The organism is Nocardiopsis lucentensis DSM 44048 (assembly GCF_000341125.1).
GTDB lineage: Bacteria > Actinomycetota > Actinomycetes > Streptosporangiales > Streptosporangiaceae > Nocardiopsis > Nocardiopsis lucentensis.
The window spans coordinates 1-3,572 of the sequence record NZ_ANBC01000287.1; the positions used below are offsets into that span (position 1 = coordinate 1).

Sequence of the window (3,572 nt, forward strand, 5' to 3'; positions counted from 1 at the left end):
AGGGAACCTCCACTGTGCTCGCCTGAACCGCTCAGCTTGGCGGCGACCGCGGCGAAGGTCTCGTAGGTGCCCTGGAGGATGCCCTGGGTGCCGATGTAGATCCACGAACCGGCGGTCATCTGCCCGTACATGGTCAGGCCCTGGGCCTCCAGGCGGCGAAACTCCGGCCAGTTCGCCCAGTCGCCGACCAGGTTGCTGTTGGCGATGAGGACGCGGGGCGCCCACTCATGGGTGCGCATGATGCCGACGGGGCGGCCGGACTGCACGAGCAGGGTCTCGTCACCCTCCAGGTCGCGCAGGGAGGCGGTGATCCGGTCGAAGCTGCGCCAGTCGCGCGCGGCCTTGCCGGTGCCGCCGTAGACCACCAGATCCTCGGGGTGCTCGGCCACCTGGGGGTCGAGGTTGTTGTGGAACATGCGCAGGGCGGCCTCCTGTTGCCAGCCCTTGGCGGACAGGACGGTGCCGCGTGCGGCGCGGACGGTACGCGGGGTGCTCATGAGGGCTCCTCGGGATCTCAGGCGAGCGCGGTGACGGATTCGGCGGCCGCGACGACGGTGCCGTCGGCGACCAGAGCGGCGACGGCGGCGATCTCGGGCGCCAGGTGGCGGTCGGGGCCGGGCCCGGACACGTGCTCGCGGACAACGCGCAGGACGGCGCCGGTGGCGGGTCCGGGCTCCAGCGGCGAGCGCAGGTCCAGTGCGCGGGCGGCGGTGAGTAGCTCGACGGCGAGCACACTGGTCAGACCGTCCACGGCGCGGCGGAGCTTGCGCGCGGCCGACCACCCCATGGACACGTGGTCCTCCTGCATCGCGGAGCTGGGGATGGAGTCGACGCTGGCGGGCGCGGCCAGGCGCTTGAGTTCGGAGACGATGGCGGCCTGGGTGTACTGGGCGATCATGTGCCCGGAGTCGACGCCGGGGTCGTCGGCGAGGAAGGCGGGCAACCCGTGGGAGCGGGCGACGTCGAGCATGCGGTCGGTGCGCCGCTCGGCGATGGAGGCGGTGTCGGCGACCGCGATGGCCAGGAAGTCGAGCACGTAGGCCACGGGCGCGCCGTGGAAGTTGCCGTTGGACTCCACGCGGCCGTCGTCGAGGACGACCGGGTTGTCGATGACGCTGTCGAGCTCGCGTCCGGCGACCAGGAGCGCGTGGTCGAGGGTGTCGCGGGCGGCACCGGCCACCTGGGGGGCGCAGCGCAGGGAGTAGGCGTCCTGGACCCGGTTGCACTCGGGGCCGCGGTGGGAGGCGACGATCGGCGAGTCGGCGAGCATGGCGCGGATGTTGGCGGCCGAGGCGGCCTGGCCGGGGTGGGGACGCAGGCGCTGGAGCTCCTCGGTGAACACGCGGTCGGTACCCAGCAGCGCCTCGACGCTCATCGCCGCCGTGATGTCGGCGACCTTGAGCAACCGAGCGAGGTCCTGGCAGGCCAGGACGAGCATGCCGAGCATGCCGTCGGTGCCGTTGATCAGGGCCAGGCCCTCCTTGGCGCCGAGCTCCACGGGGCGCAGGCCGGCCTCGTTCAGGGCGGCGTGGGCGGACGTGCGCTCACCGGAGGCGTCACGGACCTCGCCCTCCCCCATGAGGGCGAGCGCCACGTGGGACAGCGGCGCCAGATCGCCCGAGCAGCCCAGGCTGCCGTACTCGTGGACGACGGGGGTGATCCCGGCGTTGAGCATCGCGGCCAGGGTCTCCACCGTGGCGACCTCCACCCCGGTGTTGCCCGAGGCCAGGGTGCGCAACCGCAGCAGCATGAGCGCCCGGACGACCTCACGCTCGACCTCGGGGCCGGTCCCGGCGGCGTGGGATCGGATGAGGGAGCGCTGAAGGCGGGCGCGCAGGTCGGGAGCGATGTGACGGGTGGCCAGGGCGCCGAACCCCGTACTGACCCCGTAGGCGGGGACCTCGCCGCGGGCGAGCGACTCGACCCGCTCCCTGCCGTGTCGGACGGCCTTGCGGGTGTCCTCGGGGATGGTGACGCGGGCGCCCTCGCGCGCGACGGCCAGGACCTGGGCCGGGGTGAGCGGGGCTCCGCCGACGGTGACGGTGGGAACTGCTGTGGTCATGCCCCCATTGCACCGCTGGTGGGCCTCCTGATGAAGGGGTGACCCACGGGTTGTGTCTGGTATTTCAGACGACCCGACGGGGAACCCGCTCGCCCCACCCTCTCCCTACCGGATCACGCGCACCTCGCACCGCAGCCCCGGCGCGGCGGCGAGGCGAGCGTCTCCCGTCACCAGGGCGCAGTCCAGTGCCTCGGCCACCGCGACGTAGGCGGCGTCATAGGGCGTCAGGTTGGACCGCAGCGCCCAGATCCTGTCGGCCACACCCCCAACCGAATCCACATGCGCGATCGCCTGTAGGCCGTAGAGCTTGCGCGCGGCCTCCGCCTCACCGATGGACACCTTCTTGCCGAGCACGAGCCCGCGCAGCGCGCTGAGGAACTCGACGGGCTGATGGCCGGGGGCGTACCACTCACTGTCGGCGCCCAGCACACGACGCGCCGCACTGTTGGACCGCCCCGGCGCCCCCAGATAGAGGTCGATCAGGACAGACGTGTCAACGACGATCACGCGGCACCGCTCTTCCCTTCACCGTCCGGCGACTCGTCACCACGAGCGGCCCGAACGGCCGCGACGATCTCGTCCATGGTCAGGTTGGCCCCCGGCAGAGGCGTCTGTTCGACGACCTCCCGGTTGCGGGCGAAGCGTGCTTCGCGCTCCAACACGGCGAGCACGTACGCCTGGAGCGACTGCCCCGACCGCTTGGCCTCCGCGACCAGGATCTCTCTGACCTCATCCGGAACGTCTTTGACCTGAATAGCTCCCATGGCGCCACTGTAGCTTAATTAGAGTCAATATTGGCTCTAATTAGATCCCATTTAAGCGCCAGAACAGCGCCTCGATGCGCATTCTCCTCCTCGCCCGTGACACCGTGGAACAATCGGGACATGAGTCTCGTACCGGCGGCCACCCGTGCTCTACGGCTGCTGCGCTACCTCGCCTCGCGGCCCGGCCCCGTGTCGGCCTCGACCGCCGCCGCCGAGCTCGACCTGCCCCGCTCCAGCGTCTACCAACTGCTGGAGGCCATGGCCGAGGAAGGGTTCGTCACCCACCTGCCCGAGGAGCGCCGCTGGGGGCTGGGCGTGGCCGCGTTCGAGATCGGCTCGGCCTACCTGCGCCACGACGGACTCGAACGGCTGACCCGACCGCTGCTGCACCAGCTGACCGAGGCCACCGGAGCCACCACCCACCTGGGCATCCTGCACGGCGCCGACACCCTGTACCTGCTCAAGGAACAGCCCCCGCACGCGCCCACACTCATCACCGGTGTCGGCGTGCGCCTGCCCGCGCACCTGACCGCCTCGGGCCGGGCCATGCTCGCCCTGCTCCCCCGCGCCCAGGTGCGTGCCCTGTACCCCGACGCGGCGGCCTTCACCGATCGCACGGGACGCGGCCCCGCCACCCCGTCCGAACTGCGCCGCGTCCTGGCGGAGGAGTTCAGGCAGGGGTGGTCCATGGAGGACGGACAAGTCACCGAGGGTTTCGTGTCCGTGGCGGCGGCCGCCACCGACCA

General features: G+C 71.5%; 3 protein-coding genes and 2 pseudogenes (1 of these 5 running past the window's edge). 1 reads left to right on the plus strand and 4 read right to left on the minus strand.

The annotated features are described in order from the left end of the window. The 4 genes and pseudogenes from D471_RS33705 to D471_RS0109820 form a co-directional block, all read right to left on the minus strand. A pseudogene (locus tag D471_RS33705) lies at window positions 1-497 on the minus strand (urocanate hydratase); the annotation flags it as partial. Between the two features lie 17 nt (window positions 498-514). After that, window positions 515-2,062 carry a histidine ammonia-lyase gene (gene hutH, locus D471_RS0109810; protein WP_017598460.1) on the minus strand — a complete coding sequence of 516 codons (1,548 nt, stop codon included), beginning with the start codon at window positions 2,060-2,062 and terminating at the stop codon, window positions 515-517. Window positions 2,063-2,167: 105 nt separating this feature from the next. Then, window positions 2,168-2,569, minus strand: a complete 402-nt coding sequence (locus D471_RS0109815) for a type II toxin-antitoxin system VapC family toxin (protein WP_017598461.1) — start codon at window positions 2,567-2,569, stop codon at window positions 2,168-2,170. Then, on the minus strand, window positions 2,566-2,826 hold the full coding sequence (locus D471_RS0109820; RefSeq protein WP_017598462.1) for a FitA-like ribbon-helix-helix domain-containing protein: 261 nt from the start codon (window positions 2,824-2,826) through the stop codon (window positions 2,566-2,568). The genes D471_RS0109815 and D471_RS0109820 overlap by 4 nt, the downstream gene beginning before the upstream one ends. A 120-nt stretch (window positions 2,827-2,946) precedes the next feature. On the opposite strand from D471_RS0109820, the pseudogene D471_RS33710 reads away from it, so the two are divergent. Further along, window positions 2,947-3,572, plus strand: a pseudogene (locus D471_RS33710) (IclR family transcriptional regulator) (it continues 108 nt past the right edge of the window).